Genomic DNA, 19,215 nt, shown 5'->3' on the forward strand with positions numbered 1-19,215 from the left:
CATCTACCATACTAATTTAATATTATATTCCTGAAGCCAACTATTAACTTGAAGTAAATAATCTATTATACCTCGTGCATCATTACCTGAAATTACTTCGTCTTTTCCTTCTGCAATAGCACGAACTCTTTCTACATTAATTAATGGCAAAATAGGTGATTCAGGATTGTTTAACACATGTAGCATCCAATCACTAATACCTTGTAGATAAGAAGCATCCTTTGTGCTTGGATATGCACTTTTTTTGCGATAAAGTACATCCTCTGGAAGTACATTTTCAAAAGCTCGACGTAAAATACCTTTTTCAATATTGTCTATGCTTTTCATTTCGAATGGAACATTCCATAAATATTCTACAAGCCGGTAATCGCAAAATGGAACTCGTACTTCAAAGCCATTCATCATACTTGTACGATCTTTTCGTTCTAGCATAAATGGCAAGAAACATGTAATAAACATGTAAGACATTTGACGTTGCTTCATTTGCAGATCACTTTCACCCTCTAAAAAAGGAACCTCAGCAACCGCATCTTCAAATTTTTGTTTTTGATATTTTTCAGGGCTAATCTTATCTTTAAAATCCTCTGATAAAATTTCTGTACTATACCATAAATTAACACTCCAAGGGAATATTTCTGCATCTAAAAACTTCTCTTGGTGGAACCATGGATATCCTGAGAACACTTCATCTGCGGATTCGCCTGAAAGTGCAACTGTTGCGTCTTTTTTCATTTCCTTAAATAGCAAATAAAGTGATGTTTCTAGTTCTCCTACTCCAGGTAGATCACGCGCTCGCATTGGAATTAATAAATGCTCTATTAAACTATCTGATCCCAACTCTATAGAGTGATGCTTTGTTCCTACATATTCAGCCACACGTTTCACCCAAGGTTCATCACGATCAAAACGAAGGAAGTCTTGCTCAAAGTCTTTTTCATCATTGATGAAATTCAGGGAATATGTATGAAGGTGTTCCCCTTTATTCCCAAATTCGTTTCCCGCTAAACCTGTTAGACCACTTGAATCTAAACCTCCGGAAAGCATAGATACCACTGGTCTATCAGCAATTAACTGACGTTTAACCGTATCTTGTAAAATGGAGCGGATTGTCTCCACTGTCATATCAATATCATCTATATGGTTTTTACTTTCAAGTTTCCAATACTGTGTCGTATTCGAGCCATTAGAGGTAAACGTCATATAATGGCCAGCACGCACTTCGTGTATATCCTTGAAAATCGCATGACCTGGGGTACGTGTTGGTCCAAGACAAAATATCTCAGAAAGTCCTTCTTTATCTACTTCTGCATCTACAAGTGGATGCGAAAGTAAAACTTTTAACTCTGAACCAAAGAGAATTGCACTCCCTCTTCGAGCGAAAAACAAAGGCTTCACACCTAGATGATCACGACCAAGCATCAATTTTCCAAATCTTTCATCCCAAATACCAAAAGCAAAAATCCCATTTAAGTGTTGAACACAATCTTCTTGCCATTCTAAATAAGCATGTAGTAATACCTCTGTATCAGACTTTGTCTGAAATTCATGACCTTTCTCCTCAAGTTCTTTACGTAATTCTTGATAGTTATAAATTTCTCCATTGAACGTAAGACCAATCGTATCATTTCCATCTTTATACAGCATAGGTTGAAGGCCACCTTCAGGATCAATGACGATGAGACGTCGATGACCTAATGCCGCTCGTTTTGAAAACCAATGCCCCTCTGCATCAGGTCCTCTGTGAATGATAGCATCTGTCATTTTTTTTAACGTTTCTTGTTCATTAGACAAGTCTTTAGACCAGTCTATCCACCCTGCAATTCCACACATAGTGTCTACCTTCTCTCAAATAGTATAGAAACCGACCAGAATCAAATACCAGTCGGTTTTTCGTAAAAAAATCCGACTAAAAACATCTTTTAGTCATGTTTATATAATAAAATGAATTGAACAAAAAATCAAATTATTCAACTGATGAGGAGATCGTCATTTCCTTTTAATTGAACTCTCATCGTCCAATTAATAACTTATGATCTCATACTCTCATTTCTATTCTTAAGATGTAAAATCGTATTCTATTATGGTTATATACTAGATATAAGAATGATGTGTGTTATTCTATAAGAAGCAACTAGAGGACTTTTTATTAGGCGTTAATAAATGACAAATAGACTGATAGAGAATGTAATGACAGAAAACTTCGCTAAATATTTCAAGGATAGGGTGTAGACGATGATAAAATTAGAAAAAGAAAATAAAAAAATGAAAATCATTCAATCTGCCACAATACTGTTCTCTACGCGTGGTGTCCGTAACACAACGGTTGATGAAATTGCAAAGAAAGCTAAAGTTGGTAAAGGAACTATTTATTATTACTATACAGATAAAACTCAAATATTATGTGACTGCTATATGCGTCATATTCAACTTAAACGCTCACAATTATTTGATTTATATAAAGAGGAAAAGGATGTTTTGCTACGAATACAAAAAATCCTTCATTATATCAGCCTAGAATATCATCAAGACCCATTTGTTTCTACACTCTTTCAAGAATATAAAGAGTACCATTCACCTGAAATTATAGCTTGTTTAAAAAAATCTGAAGAAGAAGCAATTAAAATGATAAGTAATTTGCTTGAAAAAGGTTATCAGCAAGGGGCTTTTCAGAAGGTACCATTACCGCTTACAGCTTTTATGTTAGTGCGAATGATTTTTAACTATGAACAGGATTATATAAAAGATGATAAAAGTGATAAAGAATTTCTTCAGTTACTAAAACATATGCTTCTTAAAAACTAGTTTTAACCACATACAAAAAATAATTGTGGTACAAATATATAAAGAAAAGCACGAATACTGGTGTTTTTAATGAGCTCTTTTCAGTCTGGACAAATATAAGAAATATCCAATGTTTATTTAGGAATAACTGATAAAATCCCAATCCGTATGATTGTCCATAGAGTAATAAATTTTGTAAAGGACCTTTTGATATATTATTGATTTGCTTACCTGAAGAAATTTCTTTAGTTAGGTATTTGCCAACCTTTCTTGTTTACTATCAATCAATTTAAAAAAATTCTTCGTTTAGGGGCTACTTTAAAGTCTTAAGTTGATGGGCATGTGGTGGACCCCTACTAATATTCTTGCTTTTAAATTATTTTCAGTATATTATATTCATATGGTAATATAGAAATTACGGTATACAGAAAGGGATCAAATCTATTTGTAAGATTTAAATCCTTTTCAAAGATAAAAAAATTCCACCAAAACGTCATATAACTTATGCTTCTCTTTTTAAGATGTATCTAATAAACACACATTTTTTATCAATACAATTGTGTTTTCAATATAAATGGAAACTTTTAAATAGAGGTTTATTTACTTTCAATGATAGGAGTTAGTGTCTAAAACATAGAGAAATAAGGCACCATACATAGTACCTGACAAACTTGAGAGGTCTTGTATGTAGTTTACTCATTACAGATAACAAAAGAGCCTTACCTATCTAGGCAAGACTCTACTAGTTTAGTTATATAATATTTACATAACAACTAATAAACTAAAAACATATAGCACCAAGTAGCAGAACCCTAATATTCCTCCTACAGCTAATACCTGTTTAGCCCAACTTTTAATTTTCAGATTACTGTAAATCACTTGTACTCTTTCCATATTTCCTCCTATTAGGGCGAACCCTTAAAGACTCTCACCTCTGTATGGTACCATTAAAGAATGACTAATACAGGTATAAGTTTTGTCTAAACGTATAAATATGCAATATTGCATACAAAAATGTTTTGTTATAAATGTAAGCGCTCGCTATAATGAGGTTATAAAGATTCAACACATCTTAATACAAAAACAGAGGAGAGAATCATATGGAAATCGCAATGGCAGTTTTAAAATTTATTGGTGGAGCAATCCCACTAATTCAAGAACTTCTAAAAGCATTTATGTAATTTCATTATTTAGCAATTCCTTATAAATATTATCATACAAATGATCTGTATATCAAAAATGAATTGATTTACAGATCATTTGCGTGAGTAAAGTCCCTTTAACATGATTGAGGGGATTTTTTAAATTTTTAAACACTTACGGTTACGTCACATCAAAATCAAGTTAGCAAAACAAAATAAAAATATGCCACCCATTCCTAGGAAGTAACTCGTTCATTTCTTCTTCGAATAGCTTTTTACATTGAAAAAAGACCTCGTAAATTACAAAGTCTTTTTTCTTCTATATAAATTTATAACTTTCATATTAGTATTAGTTAAATTCCCCCACCAAGCTCTGTATTAGCTGGTGCCCCTCCTGTATGCCCATCCGATCCTAACTTTGGTGCAGGGAAATGTCCATGAGTATAAGTTGGAGCTCCTCCATGATCCCCATCAGCTTCTAACTTAGGCGCTGGAGTGTCTCCTCCATTAAAAGAAGGTGTTGGATAGTCTCCATATCCATAAATTGGTGCTCCTCCTGTATGTCCATGTGCATAACTCGGAGACCATCCCTCTCCATGAGTATAAGTTGGTGCTCCGCCATGATTTCCATGTGCATATGCAGGCGCTCCTCCTCCGTCCCCTTCTGAAGCAGCTTGAACAATTCCTCCACCATTTCCATGAGTAAAACCAAAAATTCCAAATCCTAAAACAGATAAACCTACGACTGCTGTACCGATTTTTCTTTTCATAATCGCTCTCCTCTATGTGTATTTCATGTTAATTGAAATGAACATATTATGGATATCAGTCATGATGAAAATTCGACTCATTGCATTACCATATATTTATACTTCTATGTATTTTTTTGTAAAACCTTCTTGAAATCTGAAAGAAATGGTATTTTTGTAATTTTTCAAATATAGTAACAAATTATCCTCTTCACAATTTAGGCTTTGTCGTCTAGCCATATTCACCACTTCGCGGTAATCCCTAAATATTTATTGTTTATATTATTTTATTGTTATATAATATTCCCTATCTTTACTTATATGCGATTAAGATATATCGGAATTAGAAAAAGGGATCTTTCGGGATTCCTTTTTTCTATAAATATTGAAATTCTCTAAATCTCGATGTATTATAATTTTGTATTTTCTCATTTCCCAAACCGAGAATACATCATCACTTCTGAAAGGGCCCGAACTCCAGCGGGTTCTTTCTTTTATTCCTCTTCTTGTAAATCTATTTATTTAAATGTAAAATTATAAATAAGTTCTAGCATTTTGAATCGAGGTGAAAATCATGAGAAGTTTTGGTTCATTAATAATCTCTACTGTCTGTTCAGTACTTCTTATAATTTGGAATGCCTATTCCTTCTATAACGGATTCACAATAGGGCGCACATACTACTGGATTAATGGTATCGCAGCTGTTATATTCCTTCTATTCTTTATCCTCAACATGCGCGATTTTAAAAAGAAAAACTACAGAACCTCATAACAATAGGAGTTGATACATATGTGGGAAAGATTTAAAAACTATAAATATTCCTCAAAAGAATTAAAGTTCATGCTTTGGTTATTTGGTATTACTTGTTTTGTACACTCGGTCGCTTTCTTTGGCGGACTATTTTCTTCCGAGTTTCTTTGGTTTAAAGGCCTTTGTGCGATTGCAGCATTACTAGCTTTTATGGATGTTAAGCGAAAAATCAATAAGTATAAGATAGCAATGTGAAAAGGAACCACTACAGGTTCTTTTTTTCTGTTCAAAATGAGAACGCTCTCCATATTTTCTCGTTATAAATAATGATATGATAATTCCATGTCACCAATCGACCCAGCAACATTGCCGATCTCAACAAATAACACAAAAGCCACGACACTCACGCACCATGGCTAAATATATAAATGTAATTAGCCTTTTCGTCCTTTTTGCGGATACTTACCGTCCATGCCAGTTCTCCGGTAACGTTTTAATAAAAGGGTCTATGTTGACTGTTTATCAACGCATAGATACATTATCCCCACACTACTTTTCTTTCAAAGAACTGTATAGATATAGTGTAATATCGATTCTGTTTTGAGAAATCCCTGGAAACATCCCTTTTTTATCGAAAAAAAGACCTGCATTTATGCAGGTCAAATATAAATTAGGGACTTTACTTAGATAAAATTACTGACAAGATTTCATACTACTTATACTTGTGGAGACGGGAATCTTGCAGCTTCAAAATGCGTACTATTTTCTACATTTGAAATAACTCCAGCTACGCTACTTTGTGCAAAAACCTCAACTATATCCCCTGCATTCAATTGAATTATCGATGAAACAGCTACAACATTAGCAAAGTTTATTGGGCCAAAAAAATCATTATCTATTGCAATTGCCGGATTTCCATTAACTCGAATTTCAACCCGCGCTCTATAGTTTACGTTTAGATTATTGGGAATGAACGCAATTGTTCCAATAACAGAGTAAACACCTCTTGTCTTTGGTATAAAAATGGATGTTGCAGGGTTATATTCATTTGCTAAATCAAATTGTTCATTTTGGAATAAAACTTTAACAAATGTATTTGCTGGCAAGTTCTGATTAACTGTACTCACAGCTCTAAAAGCAGATGCTCTTACAAGATTATATCCGTTATCATCAGAACAACAATTCACTTTTACATTAAACCAAGGCTTTTCCTCATGTTTTTTATCACATTTGTCATAACTCTTACTGCTTTTATGACAATCATGATATTTCTTTTTGGAATCCTTACAATAATCATCGTAGTAATAAGACATACTAGATTCCTCCTTTAAATTTATTACTACATACTATGTAAGATAGATTAGATAAGTTTGGACGAGCTGTTACTATTTTTAATAGAATTACAAATCTCAGCATAATGGCAGAACACAACTAAAGTAAGCAACTTGAAAGCGATGCTCAGGAGTATAATAACAGTCTTTCTGACATTTTCATTATCTGTATTTTTAGCCATTATTTTGTTTGTGGGATGTGGATTAAGTTAAAAAGAAAGCCTTTAGGTACCCTTGAATAAAACTCAATATTCCGTCAATAATATAGACAACCCATTTCGAACCATATTCCATGATTGGAGCAGTTAGCTTTTACTAACTGCTCTTTTTTTGTAAAAAACGAAAACAATTAACTGCACGCACATATAATATTCAGTGTTCCTTTCTTTATAAAATAGTGTTTACAAAATGAATCTCGTCACGAGAGCACTTTATTAAGTGCTCTTTTTTGTTTTTAAACTAACACAAAATGAAATTTTTACCACATAGCTAATTGTTAAATATTTTACGCTTATACATTATAATGGAATAGTTATTGTATATTGGCATTAAGAGGAGCGTCCCGATTAAGCGCTTCTCTTTTTTATACAGTAGCGTTTTGGTTAACATTCACTTATCGCCCGTCAAATATCTACAGATTTGCAACTTTATAGAAAAAACCTTTACTTTAAATTTAATTATATTGATATATTGAATAAAGGGTGTGATAAATTAATGGAACAACTTGACTTTAGTGTTTTAGAACAACCACTATTTTTGTTAGCACTTCAATTAATTGCATTTGTATCGTATACGGAATCTTATACAACACCATATTAAAATTAAATATGCCTAAATGGACTGCCCATGCGGTAGCTACGGTATTTTCCCTCGGTAGTGCCTATCAATCTTTTATGAATTTCATTTAAAAACATTTTTCTTTATTTCTCTCTTTTGTAGAGGAATCTATCCTTTACCATGCAAAAACGTCAGGCAACTTAATTGGTTACCTGACGTTTTTGCCGTTATTTATTTTCAAATAACTATTTTATTAAGTTTTGCTCCATCCATTTTTTATACGTCTTTCCGCTAAGCATATTTGTCCAGAAAATCCTATATTATTGAACAGAATTATCGACTCTCAACTTACAATTTTTCACTTTCAATAATGTAACCATCTATAATAGAACTATACTTTTTCAAGGGAGGAATCTAATGTATATATCAAATAGGATTGGCTTATTAAGCTGGATTGCAACTTGCCTATACTTTTTAATTGAACCTTTCTTTATTTTCACTTCTACAGCACCTTATAACTATTTGCATCATGCAATGAGTGATCTAGGTGTAACAACCTGCGGAGAATTCACCTACGAAATAGCGCCTTATGAAATATGCTCCCCTAATCACTTTTGGATGAATTTACTCTTTATTCTTAATGGAATAACATTTTGTATTGGAGTACTATATATTTCACAACATCTAGAAAAAACAAAAATTAATAAAATAGCAACATTTTTTATACTTATAATAGGAGTCTCTACTATAGTTTCAGGATTAATTCCTGCAGATATAAACCTAATTGGACATTCTATTCTAGTTTGGATAGGTATGCTTACTGTATTTCCAGGATTATTTATTTTTGCTAAGAATCTTAAAAAAGCTGGAAAATGGACATATTTCTGTTTACTAAGCTTAATAGTAATAACAATCCTTATCTCACTTATTTTTCTTTTCCCCTTACCTGCAGGTCTACTACAAAGACTTTTTTACTTGGTTCTTTTTGTTTGGGGAGCTGTATCAACCTACAAATTAATAAAATAAAGTTTTTATACAAAAATGCACATTTATCAGGAACAAACGTAAAATAATCATGATCAACTCAAGAGGTAGTCATTGAGCGCCTTTTATGGTGCTTTTTATTTGCAACTAAATAAGGATTTTATTTAAATTTCATAAAACTTCTCTTTACACAAATAAGTTCAAAATTATCTATTTAGCATATATAATACTTTTAAGCAGTTTAAATTCTATACATAGGTAATGGAGGCATTAAAATGGGGAGTATCCCAAATTCACTACCACAACAATCAATCTCAAAAATACAAATTAATCCTAACAAGAATCCTCAAACGAATAAAAAGCTAAGACGTCGTCTTTTATTAGCACTTGCTTTTATGCTACCTATGGTTATTTCCATTCAAATTTCCATTTATAAGCAAGAACAAATGATTCAAGAAAAACAAATTACACTAAATAAAGAAAAGAAAAGATTGTCTGAATTAGAAATCATAGGACGTTATTATGAAAACGATATTAAAACTTTAACAGAGAGCGAAGAAGGCATTTTAAAGTTCGCAAGGAAATTGTATGGATTCTCTAGACCTGATGAAACTATATTTCAAATAACTGAATAGCTTTTCAAGACATAAGCGATTGTCATTAATCATGAAGTGATTTAATGATAATCGCTTTTTATCATTTTAACCAATTCATCTCCCACATACTCACTGGGGTGTGACCCTTCACGCTCCTTGAGAAAGGAGTCTTCTTGGCTAAAATGATAAAAAATACATACAATAAGTACCCTATACATCATATTAGATTAAATCTTATTAAAACAAAAAGGGATGTCCTAGTAACATATCTAGGGCATCCCTTTATTTTTACTCATCTTAAAACATAACTTTTCTAAATTTCAAGATTCTATATATCTCTAACAATTAAACAATTATTAGAGATATCTTCTACCTAAAACATCGTATTATTATTAGCTGCCTCATTTGGAATCTCTTGAATTACATCCCAATGTTCAACAATTTTTCCATCCTTTATACGAAAAATATCGACTATAGCAACTCCCTTATCTTGAGAATTAGTACGAGAATGTACATGAAGGGCAACTGTATCTCCTTCAGCTACTACACGTTTAATCTCTGCAGAGGAATTTGGATTTTTTACAAAGTCCTCCTTAAAGAAATCCATGAAGGCTTTTCGTCCATCAGCAACAAAAGGGTTATGTTGCTTATACTCTTCACCTACATATTTAGGGATAATATCGATATTATGTTTGTTAAAAACTTCATTATAGAAATCAACTACCATCTTTTTATTCTTTTCATTTTCTTTTACTTCTTTTGATACAGAAACGACATTCTCGCTCTTGATTGAGTTACCTTTGTGATTACCGGTGGAAGCTTGATATACCAAAGTCGAAACTACTCCTAAAATAAATACAGAAATAATTGTTATGATTAAATTTTTCTCTAATTTCATATATACCTACCTCTTCTAAATTATATAAACTATCTTCCATAACACGTTTGAAAAAGGAGAAACCTTCCCAAAAATATGATCTGAGGGGTAATGTTAGTAAAACCTGTTTATCCTAACATTACTCCTTATACAAGATATGCTAGAAGCGATTAACTCTAACTCAATACCTCATTAACAGTTGCACTGTCCACAATTTGAATAAACTTCTTAACCTTATCGTTCTCATCAAACCCATAAAGGTGACAAAAATCTGCTATGAACGATTTCCCTGTTACTTTATATGTTCCACTATATTTTCCATACACGATAACAGTATTATTATTAAATGCATAAATTTCATCTTTAGCGCTATAGTTATCCCATTCCATGCCAAGACGTTCATGTACGTTTTTCACTACTTCATCTGGCCCTATATAAGTACCTGCATATGGAAACCCAGCAGCTTCTGTCCAAGATACATTTTCACTTAAATACGTTTTGAAAGCATCCAATTTTCCCTCGCCTGTTAACACATACGTTTCATGTAATAGTTTTTGATATTTGTTCATAGCATTAACCCCATGGCATTTCTTTTGTTACAACTTTTGCACTTAATTCTAATACACCTTTATTTGCATAGCCTGGATATGCTGCATCAAGTCTTGCTACAAAATCTTTTGAAGTTTTACTTTCCTCAGAAGCTTGAATCGCAGTTCTTAGATAATCCATCGTCGCAGTAAGTGATTGATTATTTAAGGATTTTTCAATTGATCCATGGCTAGGTACAATGATGTCAGCATGTAATGCTTGTAACACTTTCAAGTTCTCAATCCATGCCTCCATTGCCGCTTTTGAGCTAGTATCAGCTAAGAATACATGTATTTCATTAAAGACATCAATACCACCAATTAATAATTTTAGTTCTTTATTAAATAGATTAGTTCTGTAATAATCTAAGCCTACTAGTTCAAATGTTAAACCCTGAAAATCAATCGTTTTTTCTTTAAACACTTGAGGTATTACCACGTTACTTGGTGCATTTTCTCCAAGGGCACCTTTCCAAACTTTTAATTTCCCTAAGACAGAATGAACGATATGTTCAACAGTAGACTCTGTTGCATACGCTATAGCTTCTGGGTAAGCAGCTTTAATACTTTCTAATCCAAAGTAGTAGTCTGGATCCCCATGAATAATAAAGATTTTATCTAAAGATAAGTCGTTTTTTTTCAAATACTCTACAATTTCTTTCGAATCAGACTGGGTAAATTTTGAGTTTATTAAAAATGCATGTCCCGCTTTCTCAACTAAGGTTGCAGTAACCATAAAGCTTTTTTCGTCCGAACTAAACACCGTTAATTTCACATCTTTTTGATTTATATCGATTGTTTTAAACATAGAATGTTATTCTCCTTTTGTTAAAGTTATTAACTAATTATCATATTTTTATCTTGTTCCGATAGAATCTCCCACTCCCATTCACCTGAAAGTGTAATAGCACCGGCAAATATTCCGGAGATGAATGTCAGGTGGAGTAAGATAACATGTTTGCTACTATATCCTAAATTTTCTTAGTATAAATTTTTAAAACGCGCTTCAATTTTATCTGGCGTCATTACGCCACCACCAATAGGAATAATTTGATTATCCTTTTGTAAAAGTAATGAAGGATAGCTATTAACACCAAGCTGTCGAACTTTATTGAAATCATTTTGGACATCTATTATTGTTTCTTGAGCGTTTAAACGTTCTAATACTTGTTCAGGGTCCAAACCATGCTCGATTGCAATCTTACGATATGTTTCAGGATCACTCAGACTTTGGCCCTCATAATAAAACGCTTTTTGCATAGCCGAAGTGAATTCTAACAAACGGTCTGGAGCTAATGAGCGTAAAGCTGAAAAGCCAATTGCAGCATCTTTCGAATTCATTTTAAAAGTACCTTCTTCCACCAATTTTTGATATGAAGGACCAAATTTTGCACCTGTAAGTTGATTAATTCTTTTATTTCCCTCTTCTATATATGAGAAATTTTTAATTGGTAAATTATCTAAAAATAACCCTCCACATAAAACTGTTAACGGCATTTCAGTGTGGTTTTTGTAAAACCCTTTAATACTTTCTGAAAAGCCATAGCACCATCCACAATAAGCGTCCCATACATAAATAAGGTTATCTTGTTTCGTCTCCATTTAAATCTCCTACCTTTATTTTTATTATCCAGCTCAGCTACCACTTAAAATTCTCAGCTAACTTTCTGGTTTATATAAGTACATCTTTTTTATATCTTGTTCTTTTTTGAGTTACCTTACTATATTTTTCAAAACTAACCCTTTCAAAAAAATCAGCTAAGATTTTTAACAAAAGATAACGTTGCACATTTCCCCCCAAAAAACAGATATGAATTGTAACCAACTTGATTACACCTTTATGTAACCATAATAGTTACAACCTGTTTAGAAGTCAATTCTTTTTTTCAAAAATCATTTGAATTCTACCCTAACACTTCCAGAATTCTAGCATCAAATACTTTTCTTCTTGTTCTTAAAATTGTCATAGTCCTTAGTAAATTAACCCTAAAACTTATCATAGACCAACGCTCCCTTTTCAATATAAAAAGGTATGGGTATACTTATATTTAATTTCGAGGAATTTCTTAAAACTTAATAAGTCCAATATTTTCTCAAAAAAACAGCTATATATGCTACCTCTTTTCTACCATAGTGCTACGCCACCTCTTATACGATATATTCAATAAAAAACATTTAAAAATCAAAGAATCCCTTAACGAAATTCGTACTATCTTGGCTATATTTTTTCGCATTAAAAGGAGTGGATATCTTTTTTATTAAGAATATTCTGTCTATTAATGAAAAAAACTCATTGTTAAATTTAATGTGTCTAATTCCTGTTATTATCATAATAAGCCTTTACAGAGAAAAGGGGGATCTTATGACTGTTCAAGAAACAAGTAATAAGCAATTGATGGAATTATTACATGAATGGTATGAAGAAATTCGTTTATATCATGTAAAAGAAGCAAAACAAACATATCTAAAAGTAAAAGAAAGTTTAAAAGGACTAGAAGCAGACCAATATGTATCATTCTATTATTCCCTACTGAATTTTAGATATAAGGTCTTGGTCGATGGAATGAGTATTACAAAAGATTCTTTTAATCAAATAGAAAAACTCTCTACTATCAAAGATGAATTTTTAGCTTACTATTATCATTTCTTTAAGGCAATTCATTCTACAATTTCAGCAAATTATACTGAAGCGAAAACACACTTTGAAAAAGCGGAAGAACTTTTAATTGATATACCTGACGCAGTAGAAAAGGCCGAGTTTGAGTATAGATTTTCAACTTACTGTTATCAATCTTATCAACCATTTGAAGCGATTCAACATGTAGTACAGGCAAAAAAAATATACCAGAATCATGTAGGCTATGAAATCAATGTTGCCTTATGCGACAATGTATACGGTTTAGCTTGTATAGATTTAAGAGAGTTTGAAAGAGCTGAAGAATGTCTTAATACGGTTATTGATGTTTTTAAAAAGTATAATGAAGAACAATTATTATTAAGAGTACGTCATAATTTGGGCTGGTTATATAATATTCAAAATTTATTTCCATTGGCGATTAGACAGAGTTCTGAAATTATAAATACCCTACCGAATCATTTTAAAGCATTATTTGTCTTAGCGAGAGCATATTATAATTTAGAAGGCATTGAAACAGCTAAATCATATATCGAGCAAGGAATGCAGTATACAAATGAATCAGGAAATGAGGAATATAAGCATCGTTTCGCAGTTTTAAATGAACTAATCACAGAACTACCTAGAATTAAACTAGAAAAAGTAGTTACTGATGCAATTTCTTATTTTGAAAAAGAGGAAATGTGGGATTGTGTAAAAGAATATGCTGAGATTTTAGCAATCCAATTTTATGAGGCAGATAATCATGTTAAGGCAAGCAAATATTTCTATATTAGTAATAATGCTGATAAGAAACATTTGAGAAAAGGAGCGTTAAAATAATGAAAAAGATTAAAAAAATTGTATTAAGTATGGTAGTAGTAAGTGCATTAGCATGTAGCATAATTAGTTTAAATGTATCACAACACTCTTCATTTAATGGTGGAGATACGCCAGCACCAACAAAACTTATTGTCTCTGGTGGAGTATCTATTGATTGACGTAAAATATTTCTTTGGTTAGAAATCAGAAAATTCAACTTATTAACCTTTATATAATCTTGAACCCCTAGTCCGAATCATACCTGTTTCGGACTATTCACTATTTTTTACATTCTCCCCTCCAAGCTTAGGAACACCGTATTAACTAAGAAACGACCTCTATTAAACAATTATTAAATCTCCTTTCATCCAAGTTAAAGTAACTACAAAGTTCATTTCATTCCTGCCTCATTCTCATAAATATATGCCTTTTCAACAACTATTAATTATTTTTTATTAAATACACTTATCATTTTCCATTGTTATATCTAATATTTAATATCATTTTCCGTTTAAACCCCTTTTTGTATTTTTTACTGATACATTGTGTTAAATTGTGTATGGCAAGATGAAACAAGCTAATAAATTAAATTATTGTTAGGTTAGGCAGTTTCTACGGTATGATATTATCGTGCAATTAGATACATATAAAAAGGCTTCCTGCCTTGTAACAGGAAGCTTTTTATGTATTATTAACCTACAAATCTAAAATTTCAACAATCTGACGGGCCTTAGCATTATCTATATAATAATGCATCTCTAACCCTCTTCTTTCTGATCGGAGTACGGTTCCCCTCAATTTTGATAAATGTTGTGAAACAGTGGATTGTGGGAGTCTCAATATCTCCGTTAACTGTGTAACATTACATACTTTATGGTGCATTAATTCATTTACAATTTGTAATCGAACAGGATGTGCCATTACTTTTAATACATCTACATCATCTTCGTGGATTTCAGCTAGATTTCTTTCAGATATTAATGTTATCATTTTGCATTCTCCTTTATTATTAATTTCTATTTTCCTTTTATCCTCATAATTAATACTTATAGCTAAATACCATTTGTCCTGTTGAGAAAATATATTCTCTTTTTAAAACAAAACGGACACCAATTCATTAAAACGTTTTTTTATCGCTTTAATGAATTGGTGTCCTCTAATTTTTTGACCGAAATATATCTTATTTTAAAGGATATTTTCAGTTCCTTTTTTCTCACGTCTAGTGAAATTTTGTATTTTCTTTAAAATTCATATTAAGAATATTCTTCAAACCCTGAAAGCATAAGTTTGCGGTAAACTTATGCTTTCTATCACATTCCACACCAATTAAGATAGTTAACACTATTAACATAGTGCCAACTATCTTAATTGAATATTAGTAATAGTGAATCTACATATTATCAATTCACTTTATATTACATATATGTAAAAATAATAACATGATAAGCTTTTTCAAATTTTTCTTCTGATAAAGATTTGAAATTAGCATTTCAATTCTCTCCTTACTGTTAATATGCCCAGAAAAAAAAAAGAAGAGGGATATCTCCCCTCTTCACCAATAAAATCAAACATATTTGCAATTAAGGAAGGGCATACATTCATCAAGAGATGAAAGGAACAATAATAGTTCACTTAGTGAATTATAACACAAATCCAATTCCATTAATAGATAATATTAACATTTCGGGATTATTGTGACATATTTGTTAAATATCTTAATATTAAAAGGCTTTATATGTATGTAAATTGAAAGTGGATAGTGCAAGAATAAAATATAAAGAGGATATATCATGTTTAACAAAAAACAAATATTCGTAACAACGGTAACAGCTTTAACACTAGGATGTGGATTTACATTCGGATTAACACCGGCCTTTGCAGATTCTAACAAGATTTCCGCCAACAATATTCCTGTTCATTCTATTCAGAACCAAGAACCTTTTACTGGATATGTCATTTCAGTAGAGAATAATTATTTAGTAGTTGCTGCTACGTCTACAAAAGATGAAGCCCTTGCTTATCAACATGATTGGTGGGATCTAGTTTCTCAAAATAAGATTTTAAGGGTCCCTGTTTCAGATGGCGCAAACTATACATTAGGTGAGAAATTAAATGTATATGCAGCTGCATGGACTAAATCCCTACCACCAATAGCTGCTATGCCTACAATTGAAAAAGTATTTCAGTAGGTAATATTTTCAATAATTAAGCTATCTCATATAAAAAACGTATCCCCACCTACATTTACCTATACAAATTTAAGAAATAAATAGTTCAAAAAGAAAAATAAAAATACTACAACAAAGAATGTCCATTTGTTTCTTTTTGTTGGTTTTCCAGCATGTTGTATATAAAAAAATAAGGCAATACCTGTCATGGTAATTAAAAAGATTTGATAGTAATCAATCATCTGTAATATCCCCTCCATACAAAAATAAGAAGTCTCTTTTTAAGAGACTTCTTATTTCTAATACAAACGACATACATAAGATAAATATACACAATATTATCAAGATGGTGTGCTTTGTTGCTCCTTTAGCATAACACACAATATCTCATTTTTGTTTAATAATTCCAACTTATAAAACTTTATCAACATTAAAATATTTCATTTAAAGCAAACGAACAAAAATAAACTCAACGAAATATTCACTTATAAAACCAACATATGAAAAAAAATAGCTGAAATTCTATTCATAGTTTTAAAAATATGTCCTCCTCTTCTTCTAAGAATATTCTAAATCTCAGATAGATTATCTTATATCGCCACCTTGCTTATGCAGAATTACATATCAAACCATATTGAAAACCATTCTCACTGTAACTATAATGGTTTCAAGGAGTGGTATTTTCACTTCCTTTTCAAATCTCAAAATATATTAAAGGAGGAACTAGCATTATGAAAAAAGCTATTTTAGCAGGGGCACTAGGAATTGCAGTACTATCAGGTATGAATTTACCAGGGGCAGAGGCACCTAAAGCGAGTGCGGCAACTACTAATTTAGAAATTCAAGAAGTTACAAAATATTACTCTATGAATTCCTATGAAGTTTCTCAAAAAGAATCATTTAATCTTAATAAAGGGGAAGAACTTACGGTCTTTGTACAAAATTCCGGGTTCCCAATTTCTTATACAGTCTTTGATGCAGATGATCAAGTAATTGGCACATACAATGCTAATTCACCATATGGTCGCGTATTCAAAGCACAAAAAGACGGTAATATTTCTGTACAATTTCAAGCAGGAGTAAATTCTTCTTACATGAAGAAAATGAATTTCACAGCTAAATTTGCAGTTTCTAAACTTAAACAACAATAAAAATTTTAACGATCCTCTTTAAAAGCAAATTAAAAAGGTATATCCCTTCAATGGGATATACCTTTAACTTTAGTGAATTTTATATTGACCAGATAACTGCTCTTGCGCCATACGAACATTAGAAAAGAGCATATCAATCTCTCCTCACCTATATAGCGTCTCCCTATAATTCCAATATCCCCATAACTTCTTTTGTAAATATTTTAAAATCAGTTAAATGTTTTTCAATAATTTGCCGAACAATATCTAAATTTACACTTTGATAATCATGTACAGCGATATTTCGAAATCCAACCATCGCCTTTAGCTTATTTGCCAGCTCCGCGCTAAGTAGTCCTGCTGTAACCAATAAATCAAAAACTTCTCGACTAGATTGAGGTAGTCCTAGTTTTTTTCCAGCAACAATATGCATTGCTAAATCAATACTCGCTTCACAAGCTCTTTGTATATTTAATATTATTGAATCTTGCTTTGTGTAATCCTCCAAATTTTCAGGGTCATTTCCATACACGTCTTGGATTCTTTTTAAACAACGCTCTATTGTGGAGATTTTATTTAAAATAACCTCATTCTTCATATATTGAGCCTCTTTTCTTTATATCATCGAATACTATCTTGCGTTCCTCATTCAATTTTGAATACATTTTTAAAGTTTTCATTTCAAAAATGATTTTCCGTTCTTTATTAGAACAAAATATTGTCTTTCCTGTATGTATAATCTGAGCTTGAAAAACTGTAGAAGCTTCGGATAAATCAACTAAATCAACATCTCTATGAACAACGTTAGCTAACTCCTGTGCTAATAAAAAACGTTCATAGTTCCCTAAAGTTGTGTCACTTAAATAAGCTATATCAATATCACTATCTTCCCGTTCTCTGTTCTCAGCCATTGATCCAAACACAATTATCCAATAGGGATTCACCGTCTCTTGTAATTTTTCTATAATAGCTGTTATCATGCTTTGAAAAATCATTTAATTAATCCCCCTTATTATACTTGAATTTTATTATATCATAACCATTACGAAATCCATTAAGCTACAAAAAATACATAAACAAAATTAAACCTTCTTAGTACTTAAAGCACCTCAAAATTATGTGCTTATCCCTGTAAAAGCAAAAGACTGACAATAACTGTAAGTCTTTTGCTTTTTGAAACTCTAAACAAATAGGGGCTATATTTCTCCAACAATGGCGTCTTTTATATGTTAATTCACCTTTAATTTTTCTTTTACTTTTGTAGGGAGTTCGTCTTTTTTAACCTCTTCCCAAGATTTCACACCTTTTTCCTCAGAATAGTATATAAGTAAAAATGCTTCTTTACGAAGATTTTTTCATGCTGTAAACTCCATTTCTTTTTCCTTACCGTCCTTATCAATTCCAGACAATTTATATTGGTAAGTCGTATCACCATTAACATTTTTCTCTTTTAATTGTTCGCCATCCTTAGTAATTTGAACATAATATTTATCTGTACCCAGTCGATTTAAGTTACACCCCGATAAAAACACAGTAAACATCACAAAAACACTAAACATAAGCATTATTCGTTTCATATCTTTCACCTCATATTTCTTCTCACAAAAATTATATCCTAATCTTCTTACTACCAAAATCCATTAACATTACACTAATATTATATTTTTGTAATATAGGCTTTTCTATCAACTTGTAGCCTGGAATCTCTTATTAAAGAAGGAATCGAAAAAAATGAAATTAAAAATGATATAGATGTTATGTCACTTGCTTCTTTCTTTTCTTCTTCAATGAAAGAAGCTATTATGGCTAGTCGAGTATGAAAAAATAATATACACCATCATTATTTTATAGAACAAATAAAACATCTTCTTAATTTATATTCTGCATAAAGAATGCAAAAGAAAAC

Annotated in this window: 20 protein-coding genes and 4 pseudogenes; 12 read left to right on the forward strand and 12 right to left on the reverse strand. The window is 31.5% G+C overall.

What is annotated here, in order from left to right; translation table 11 throughout:
* Positions 1-3: 3 nt before the first annotated feature.
* Positions 4-1,830: an asparagine synthase (glutamine-hydrolyzing) gene (gene asnB / locus MKX31_RS26920; RefSeq protein ID WP_340981726.1), complete on the reverse strand. Its 1,827-nt coding sequence runs from the start codon at positions 1,828-1,830 to the stop codon at positions 4-6.
* 402 nt (positions 1,831-2,232) lie between these two features.
* Here asnB and MKX31_RS26925 point away from each other — a divergent pair, with 402 nt between their 5' ends.
* Positions 2,233-2,802 carry a TetR/AcrR family transcriptional regulator gene (locus tag MKX31_RS26925; RefSeq protein ID WP_149173899.1) on the forward strand — a complete coding sequence of 190 codons (570 nt, stop codon included), beginning with the start codon at positions 2,233-2,235 and terminating at the stop codon, positions 2,800-2,802.
* A gap of 741 nt (positions 2,803-3,543) precedes the next feature.
* Here MKX31_RS26925 and MKX31_RS26930 read toward each other — a convergent pair.
* A complete protein-coding gene (locus MKX31_RS26930) occupies positions 3,544-3,675 on the reverse strand; it encodes a hypothetical protein (RefSeq protein ID WP_340981727.1) in 132 nt (43 codons plus the stop codon).
* A 100-nt stretch (positions 3,676-3,775) separates the two neighbouring features.
* On the opposite strand from MKX31_RS26930, the pseudogene MKX31_RS26935 reads away from it, so the two are divergent.
* Positions 3,776-3,962 (forward strand): annotated as a pseudogene (locus MKX31_RS26935) (hypothetical protein).
* 314 nt (positions 3,963-4,276) lie between these two features.
* Here MKX31_RS26935 and MKX31_RS26940 read toward each other — a convergent pair.
* Positions 4,277-4,693, reverse strand: coding sequence for a hypothetical protein (locus MKX31_RS26940; protein WP_340981728.1), 417 nt, complete (start codon positions 4,691-4,693; stop codon positions 4,277-4,279).
* 553 nt (positions 4,694-5,246) lie between these two features.
* Here MKX31_RS26940 and MKX31_RS26945 point away from each other — a divergent pair.
* Both MKX31_RS26945 and MKX31_RS26950 read left to right on the forward strand, forming a co-directional pair.
* Positions 5,247-5,444, forward strand: a complete 198-nt coding sequence (locus MKX31_RS26945; protein WP_098102030.1) for a hypothetical protein — start codon at positions 5,247-5,249, stop codon at positions 5,442-5,444.
* A gap of 18 nt (positions 5,445-5,462) precedes the next feature.
* Positions 5,463-5,678, forward strand: coding sequence for a hypothetical protein (locus tag MKX31_RS26950; protein WP_071716451.1), 216 nt, complete (start codon positions 5,463-5,465; stop codon positions 5,676-5,678).
* A 461-nt stretch (positions 5,679-6,139) separates the two neighbouring features.
* Here the strand turns inward: MKX31_RS26950 and MKX31_RS26955 are convergent, their stop codons facing one another.
* Positions 6,140-6,736 (reverse strand): hypothetical protein, encoded by a 597-nt coding sequence (locus MKX31_RS26955; RefSeq protein WP_014893729.1) that lies wholly within the window; start codon positions 6,734-6,736, stop codon positions 6,140-6,142.
* A gap of 732 nt (positions 6,737-7,468) precedes the next feature.
* Here MKX31_RS26955 and MKX31_RS26960 point away from each other — a divergent pair.
* The 3 genes and pseudogenes from MKX31_RS26960 to MKX31_RS26970 all read left to right on the forward strand — a co-directional run bounded on the left by MKX31_RS26960 (position 7,469) and on the right by MKX31_RS26970 (position 9,150).
* Positions 7,469-7,662, forward strand: a pseudogene (locus tag MKX31_RS26960) (hypothetical protein).
* A 286-nt stretch (positions 7,663-7,948) separates the two neighbouring features.
* On the forward strand, positions 7,949-8,557 hold the full coding sequence (locus tag MKX31_RS26965) for a DUF998 domain-containing protein (protein ID WP_222655443.1): 609 nt from the start codon (positions 7,949-7,951) through the stop codon (positions 8,555-8,557).
* Between the two features lie 233 nt (positions 8,558-8,790).
* On the forward strand, positions 8,791-9,150 hold the full coding sequence (locus MKX31_RS26970; protein WP_098102022.1) for an FtsB family cell division protein: 360 nt from the start codon (positions 8,791-8,793) through the stop codon (positions 9,148-9,150).
* Positions 9,151-9,484: 334 nt separating this feature from the next.
* On the opposite strand, the gene MKX31_RS26975 is transcribed toward MKX31_RS26970, so the two are convergent.
* The 4 genes from MKX31_RS26975 to MKX31_RS26990 form a co-directional block, all read right to left on the reverse strand.
* Positions 9,485-10,009: a nuclear transport factor 2 family protein gene (locus MKX31_RS26975; protein ID WP_098102021.1), complete on the reverse strand. Its 525-nt coding sequence runs from the start codon at positions 10,007-10,009 to the stop codon at positions 9,485-9,487.
* Positions 10,010-10,164: 155 nt separating this feature from the next.
* Positions 10,165-10,557 (reverse strand): nuclear transport factor 2 family protein, encoded by a 393-nt coding sequence (locus MKX31_RS26980; RefSeq protein ID WP_340981730.1) that lies wholly within the window; start codon positions 10,555-10,557, stop codon positions 10,165-10,167.
* A 4-nt stretch (positions 10,558-10,561) separates the two neighbouring features.
* Positions 10,562-11,383: a cytoplasmic protein gene (locus tag MKX31_RS26985; RefSeq protein ID WP_340981731.1), complete on the reverse strand. Its 822-nt coding sequence runs from the start codon at positions 11,381-11,383 to the stop codon at positions 10,562-10,564.
* Positions 11,384-11,556: 173 nt separating this feature from the next.
* Positions 11,557-12,177, reverse strand: coding sequence for a DsbA family protein (locus tag MKX31_RS26990; RefSeq protein ID WP_222655444.1), 621 nt, complete (start codon positions 12,175-12,177; stop codon positions 11,557-11,559).
* A 760-nt stretch (positions 12,178-12,937) separates the two neighbouring features.
* Here MKX31_RS26990 and MKX31_RS26995 point away from each other — a divergent pair.
* Both MKX31_RS26995 and MKX31_RS27000 read left to right on the forward strand, forming a co-directional pair.
* A complete protein-coding gene (locus MKX31_RS26995) occupies positions 12,938-14,032 on the forward strand; it encodes a response regulator aspartate phosphatase (protein ID WP_262787780.1) in 1,095 nt (364 codons plus the stop codon).
* Entirely contained in the window at positions 14,032-14,190 is a 159-nt protein-coding gene (locus tag MKX31_RS27000) for a Phr family secreted Rap phosphatase inhibitor (protein ID WP_000721353.1), read from the forward strand. The genes MKX31_RS26995 and MKX31_RS27000 overlap by 1 nt, the downstream gene beginning before the upstream one ends.
* Before the next feature lie 517 nt (positions 14,191-14,707).
* Here the strand turns inward: MKX31_RS27000 and MKX31_RS27005 are convergent.
* On the reverse strand, positions 14,708-15,001 hold the full coding sequence (locus tag MKX31_RS27005; protein ID WP_262787777.1) for an ArsR/SmtB family transcription factor: 294 nt from the start codon (positions 14,999-15,001) through the stop codon (positions 14,708-14,710).
* Between the two features lie 800 nt (positions 15,002-15,801).
* On the opposite strand from MKX31_RS27005, the gene MKX31_RS27010 reads away from it, so the two are divergent.
* Together MKX31_RS27010 and MKX31_RS27015 are read left to right on the forward strand one after the other, a co-directional pair.
* Positions 15,802-16,200, forward strand: coding sequence for a DUF3221 domain-containing protein (locus tag MKX31_RS27010; RefSeq protein ID WP_340981732.1), 399 nt, complete (start codon positions 15,802-15,804; stop codon positions 16,198-16,200).
* 710 nt (positions 16,201-16,910) lie between these two features.
* Complete coding sequence (locus MKX31_RS27015) at positions 16,911-17,330, forward strand: hypothetical protein (protein ID WP_340981733.1); 420 nt, start codon at positions 16,911-16,913, stop codon at positions 17,328-17,330.
* Positions 17,331-17,493: 163 nt separating this feature from the next.
* Here MKX31_RS27015 and hepT read toward each other — a convergent pair whose 3' ends face one another.
* The 3 genes and pseudogenes from hepT to MKX31_RS27030 form a co-directional block, all read right to left on the reverse strand.
* Positions 17,494-17,907 (reverse strand): type VII toxin-antitoxin system HepT family RNase toxin, encoded by a 414-nt coding sequence (gene hepT, locus MKX31_RS27020; RefSeq protein ID WP_222655448.1) that lies wholly within the window; start codon positions 17,905-17,907, stop codon positions 17,494-17,496.
* Complete coding sequence (gene mntA, locus MKX31_RS27025; protein ID WP_340981734.1) at positions 17,897-18,304, reverse strand: type VII toxin-antitoxin system MntA family adenylyltransferase antitoxin; 408 nt, start codon at positions 18,302-18,304, stop codon at positions 17,897-17,899. The genes hepT and mntA overlap by 11 nt, the downstream gene beginning before the upstream one ends.
* Before the next feature lie 234 nt (positions 18,305-18,538).
* Positions 18,539-18,886 (reverse strand): annotated as a pseudogene (locus MKX31_RS27030) (YxeA family protein).
* Positions 18,887-19,006: 120 nt separating this feature from the next.
* Between MKX31_RS27030 and MKX31_RS27035 the strand changes: the two are divergent.
* A pseudogene (locus tag MKX31_RS27035) lies at positions 19,007-19,198 on the forward strand (TetR family transcriptional regulator C-terminal domain-containing protein); the annotation flags it as partial.
* Positions 19,199-19,215 lie beyond the last annotated feature (17 nt).

Source organism: Bacillus sp. FSL M8-0063 (assembly GCF_038005545.1).
Lineage (GTDB): Bacteria > Bacillota > Bacilli > Bacillales > Bacillaceae_G > Bacillus_A > Bacillus_A wiedmannii.

Bases quoted from the DNA above. Each gene is read 5' to 3' on its own strand.
- asnB (WP_340981726.1), bottom strand. From the start codon at position 1,830: ATGTGTGGAATTGCAGGGTGGATAGACTGGTCTAAAGACTTGTCTAAT.
- MKX31_RS26925 (WP_149173899.1), top strand. From the start codon at position 2,233: ATGATAAAATTAGAAAAAGAAAATAAAAAAATGAAAATCATTCAATCT.
- MKX31_RS26930 (WP_340981727.1), bottom strand. From the start codon at position 3,675: ATGGAAAGAGTACAAGTGATTTACAGTAATCTGAAAATTAAAAGTTGG.
- MKX31_RS26940 (WP_340981728.1), bottom strand. From the start codon at position 4,693: ATGAAAAGAAAAATCGGTACAGCAGTCGTAGGTTTATCTGTTTTAGGA.
- MKX31_RS26945 (WP_098102030.1), top strand. From the start codon at position 5,247: ATGAGAAGTTTTGGTTCATTAATAATCTCTACTGTCTGTTCAGTACTT.
- MKX31_RS26950 (WP_071716451.1), top strand. From the start codon at position 5,463: ATGTGGGAAAGATTTAAAAACTATAAATATTCCTCAAAAGAATTAAAG.
- MKX31_RS26955 (WP_014893729.1), bottom strand. From the start codon at position 6,736: ATGTCTTATTACTACGATGATTATTGTAAGGATTCCAAAAAGAAATAT.
- MKX31_RS26965 (WP_222655443.1), top strand. From the start codon at position 7,949: ATGTATATATCAAATAGGATTGGCTTATTAAGCTGGATTGCAACTTGC.
- MKX31_RS26970 (WP_098102022.1), top strand. From the start codon at position 8,791: ATGGGGAGTATCCCAAATTCACTACCACAACAATCAATCTCAAAAATA.
- MKX31_RS26975 (WP_098102021.1), bottom strand. From the start codon at position 10,009: ATGAAATTAGAGAAAAATTTAATCATAACAATTATTTCTGTATTTATT.
- MKX31_RS26980 (WP_340981730.1), bottom strand. From the start codon at position 10,557: ATGAACAAATATCAAAAACTATTACATGAAACGTATGTGTTAACAGGC.
- MKX31_RS26985 (WP_340981731.1), bottom strand. From the start codon at position 11,383: ATGTTTAAAACAATCGATATAAATCAAAAAGATGTGAAATTAACGGTG.
- MKX31_RS26990 (WP_222655444.1), bottom strand. From the start codon at position 12,177: ATGGAGACGAAACAAGATAACCTTATTTATGTATGGGACGCTTATTGT.
- MKX31_RS26995 (WP_262787780.1), top strand. From the start codon at position 12,938: ATGACTGTTCAAGAAACAAGTAATAAGCAATTGATGGAATTATTACAT.
- MKX31_RS27000 (WP_000721353.1), top strand. From the start codon at position 14,032: ATGAAAAAGATTAAAAAAATTGTATTAAGTATGGTAGTAGTAAGTGCA.
- MKX31_RS27005 (WP_262787777.1), bottom strand. From the start codon at position 15,001: ATGATAACATTAATATCTGAAAGAAATCTAGCTGAAATCCACGAAGAT.
- MKX31_RS27010 (WP_340981732.1), top strand. From the start codon at position 15,802: ATGTTTAACAAAAAACAAATATTCGTAACAACGGTAACAGCTTTAACA.
- MKX31_RS27015 (WP_340981733.1), top strand. From the start codon at position 16,911: ATGAAAAAAGCTATTTTAGCAGGGGCACTAGGAATTGCAGTACTATCA.
- hepT (WP_222655448.1), bottom strand. From the start codon at position 17,907: ATGAAGAATGAGGTTATTTTAAATAAAATCTCCACAATAGAGCGTTGT.
- mntA (WP_340981734.1), bottom strand. From the start codon at position 18,304: ATGATTTTTCAAAGCATGATAACAGCTATTATAGAAAAATTACAAGAG.